We start from the raw sequence: 3,287 nt of genomic DNA, 5'->3' as shown, positions 1-3,287 counted from the left end.
CACGCCCCGACCGCTTGCGAACCACTCCGCCGGTCTCGACCTGCGCCGCCGCGCCCAAAGACACGGCTCCCGCAAAAAGCAAGAGGAATATTTTTCTGTATATTTTCATCTTTATCTTATTCTTCTAAAGAAATATCCTGTTAGTTTAACGCCACCTGCATCGGTGAGATGTCGCGTGTGATTCCGTCGGGTCCTTTCGCCTTGACATCCGTTATAAAGAATGTCTTGCCAGGTTTAAGTCTGCGGAATTGCTCTTTCTGTCGCGAAGAAAACCTTGATCCGTCGGAAAGTTCGGGAATCGCATTTCCCATCTGATCATAAAAAACAGTTGAGAAAGACACCACTGAATATGTAACATTCAGAATATCGTCATCTATTGCAGCCCCTATACCTTCAGATGCCATAAGCGCGCCTTTCGAGATACGCTTGGGCGATCCCTTGTAATGGACAGTGTTGCCATTGCCGTCTTTTATGGCAAGGTATGGCGATGGGTCAGGAAGTTTACGCACTCTGAATGTCATGGAACCTACCGTCTGTGAATGCCCGTCGATATTTGCCGACACAGAAATTACGGATTCGCTTCCCACTTTACCGGGATGTGCCACCCAATGGTCTCCGTTTCTTGTCAATGTGCCGTTTGACATTGTAGCCTGCACTGCCGACATAGGCACCCCCGGCACTGATATACTGATAGGGTTCGCAATTCCGGCATAAAGCACATTCATCATCGTAGGAGAGATTGTCGCCATCGGTTCCATCACGGTATATGAAGACTTGAACGGACGTCTGTCAGTGGTGCCGTCGGCTCTGGGCACTTCTATATATCCCGAGAAATCATGCGTTCCGACACTTCCTGCAACAAATTCATAGTGACCCTTGGCATTGTCGAGTTTCGAGCCGTTGATGAATATTTCAGGACGCTGTGTGGTGTCTATAGCCGCAAGCACGATATCTGCGGAATATTTGCCACCCCTCATAATCATATTAGACACCGGAATGACATATGCATTCAGCTCGTTCACCCTCACGTCTCCCATGTCCACAGCTGCTATAAGACCTGACAATGCTTCAGACTCCGCCTGTCGTATATCATTCTGCACTTTTGTCAGCAATGTGACAGCTGCTACTGCCGGCATATTCTCAAACATCTTCTGCTCCCAGGACTGAGAACCGACATCACCGCTACGCGCCGAAACCTTTGTAGAGAGCATATTCTCCACGGCTTTGCGCTTTTCGGCATCAGGAATCATGGTCACCACATATTTTCTGTATTCATCAAGATTCCGGCGCAATGCCTGACCCTTGTTTGTTGCCGGATTGAGCATTGTCACAGCCGATGCCTCAAGATCATCGTTATTTACAATATCGCTATATTTCCCGTCAGCTCCATCCGCCGCTTTTGCAATCGAGGTCTTGAGATCCTCGATCAATGCATACAACTTGTCGGATCTTTTATGCAACTCGACACCTTGCTGATACCATCTTCCGGCTTTTTCTGGATTCTGTTCATACAGGTTCTCGAGATGCGCGAACTGCACCCCGTTGCGAGCTGTTATATTCAGGTTAGTGCCCTGAATGCCGTCCTGAACCTGACTGAATCCGTTGAGCACATCGCTCGACACGTTCAGAGCAAGCATTGCTGTGAGGACAATATACATCAGGTTTATCATCCTCTGCCTCGGCGACATTCTCGCTACATTGTTACCACCTGCCATTTCTAATCAATTAGTAATGATAAATCAGGAATTGACCTGTTCCGGGTCCTCCTGCGTAAACGGATTCTGCGACACTCCACCCATCATCGGATTGTGCATGTTGATGGTCATCGCTGTAATCATCTTTTCATAGACCGCATTGAGCTGCCGCATATAGCGCGCCATCTTTTCTGTCTCTTCGCAATAACGTGAAGATTCATTGGCGGATTTCTCATACATATCGCGGATATCCTTCAACCCTCTGTTGACATGGTCGATGGTCTCAAGCTGCGATGATATACTTTTAAGCTGAATCTCATATATTGTGTTAAGACCGGAAACATTACGGTTCAGATCCTGCATATGCTCGGAATACGTCTCGTTAAGTGTTGCCATCTGCTCGGCAATCGCCTGCATCTGCGCCACATATTCGCCCGAAACTTCTGCGAAATCCGAGACTTTAGGCAACTCGGGCAATTCCGGCAGTTCAACATTCCTTACACCTTGAGTCTGACCTTGAGTATGACCTTGAGTATGACCTTGAGTCTGACCTTCCGCCGGAACTGACGCTATCCCTGCCGTGGCTTCGGAATACTCTCCGGCAGGATAAGCTCCTCCGGCAACCACAACTTCGGGATGCGCGCTGAAATCCGGGCGGTCTTCGGCATTCTTTGAATCAAGTACCGGGAAAACCTCTTCCCATGCATATTCCTTTGGAGGACGGTCGAATGCTGTCAGTATGAACATTGCAATCTCCGTGCCCATGCCGATGCAGAGCAGAAGGCTGCCCCCGGGAAGATGGAGAATCTTGAACAGTGCGCCCCATATCACAATAGCGGCGCCAATCGAATATGCGAAATTGAAAAACCGCTGTCCCTTCTCGCCGTGAAGAAAACGCTCTATCACATTGGCGTATTTGCGTATCTTAACCATTATTTCTTCTTTTTCTGTGTTCCTTTGGCAAAACCTATCTGTGAGCGCACACATCTGAACCCGATATATGACCGCTGTTCGTTCTGATATTCCCACATGCGGAGGTCTGAACGGATATTGCGAGCCACGTCTTTCCAGCTTCCGCCTCTGACGATTTTGCGTTTCATCTTGTACGGATCTTCTTTTGCCGCATCATATCTGTATTCCGGATTGAGGTCGGATGTCTGTCTGCCCACACTTTCCGTGTATGCGGTCGAGGTCCATTCCGACACATTGCCTGCCATGTCATACAACCCGAAATCATTGGGTTTGAATGTTCCTACGGCAGACGTGATGACATGACCGTCGCGCACGAAATCGCCGTCCATAGGTTTGAAGTTTGCATAAAAACATCCTCTTTCATCCATCGGCAACGTTTCCTCCCATGGATAGGGAGATTCCGAGTTTCCGGCTCTGGCGGCATATTCCCACTCCGCTTCGGTTGGCAACCTGTAAGGTTCTACATATACCCCCTCTTTGCCGAGCGAGCGGCGCAGATATTCCGTGCGCCAGTTGGCGAATGCCGTAGCCTGTTCCCAGCTGACACCCACCACGGGGTAGTCGTTATATCCTGCATGAGAGAAATACATTCTTGTATACGGCTCGTTGTATGCATTCTCA

General features: G+C 49.0%; 3 protein-coding genes. All 3 read right to left on the bottom strand.

Annotated features, from left to right (window positions below; translation table 11 throughout):
- Positions 1–140: 140 nt before the first annotated feature.
- Positions 141–1,715 carry a gliding motility protein GldM gene (gene gldM / locus JX312_RS10925; protein ID WP_204458019.1) on the bottom strand — a complete coding sequence of 525 codons (1,575 nt, stop codon included), beginning with the start codon at positions 1,713–1,715 and terminating at the stop codon, positions 141–143.
- A 24-nt stretch (positions 1,716–1,739) separates the two neighbouring features.
- Complete coding sequence (gene gldL, locus JX312_RS10920) at positions 1,740–2,627, bottom strand: gliding motility protein GldL (RefSeq protein WP_204458018.1); 888 nt, start codon at positions 2,625–2,627, stop codon at positions 1,740–1,742.
- A partial coding sequence (locus JX312_RS10915) for an SUMF1/EgtB/PvdO family nonheme iron enzyme (RefSeq protein WP_204458017.1) occupies positions 2,627–3,287 on the bottom strand: 661 nt, incomplete at its 5' end. The genes JX312_RS10915 and gldL, both read right to left, overlap by 1 nt.

The organism is Barnesiella sp. CU968 (assembly GCF_905219685.1).
Lineage (GTDB): Bacteria > Bacteroidota > Bacteroidia > Bacteroidales > Muribaculaceae > Lepagella > Lepagella muris_A.
This window is presented reverse-complemented; position numbering and strand designations above follow the sequence as displayed.

Excerpts from the sequence above, each read along its gene's own strand:
- gldL (WP_204458018.1), bottom strand. The coding sequence starts at position 2,627 with ATGGTTAAGATACGCAAATACGCCAATGTGATAGAGCGTTTTCTTCAC.
- gldM (WP_204458019.1), bottom strand. The coding sequence starts at position 1,715 with ATGGCAGGTGGTAACAATGTAGCGAGAATGTCGCCGAGGCAGAGGATG.